Annotated in this window: 1 pseudogene; it reads right to left on the minus strand. The window is 47.6% G+C overall.

Annotated features, from left to right (window positions below):
• Positions 1-458, minus strand: a pseudogene (locus KNQ02_RS15540) (copper amine oxidase); the annotation flags it as partial.

Consider the following 458-nt stretch of genomic DNA (forward strand, 5'->3'; position numbering starts at 1 on the left):
TACTCTTGGAATGTTTTATAGACGTCCGCTTCGTGAGCACGAAGGACTTCTTCAGCTGCTTCCTTCGGAAGTTCGCCTTCTGTCGCAGCGTCGAGGAATGTCGAGAGATCCTGGACGAATTCTTCTGTCTCGGCTTTCGAAGCGTTGATGCCTTCCTGATCATCCGCTTTGACGGCTTTGACGAGGTCCGTTGTGTATTTGTTGTGATCGACGAAGATTTTTTCGAATTGTTTCGCGCCTTCGTCGCCATAGACTGAAGCGATTGCCGGTGTCATGTCGAGTGCGTTCTGTTTGAGTGCTGCTTCATAATACTCAGCATCTTTTGAACCGTCATATTGTTTTTTCATGTCCATGACAGCAAGCACGAAGTGCTCAGAAAGCAATTGGTCGAGTGTCGCACGAAGATCTGCTGCTTTCGTTTTGACCGTGACGTTTTTTGCTTTGTCCTCATGCATCAT

Source organism: Exiguobacterium sp. s102 (assembly GCF_018618635.1).
Lineage (GTDB): Bacteria > Bacillota > Bacilli > Exiguobacteriales > Exiguobacteriaceae > Exiguobacterium_A > Exiguobacterium_A oxidotolerans.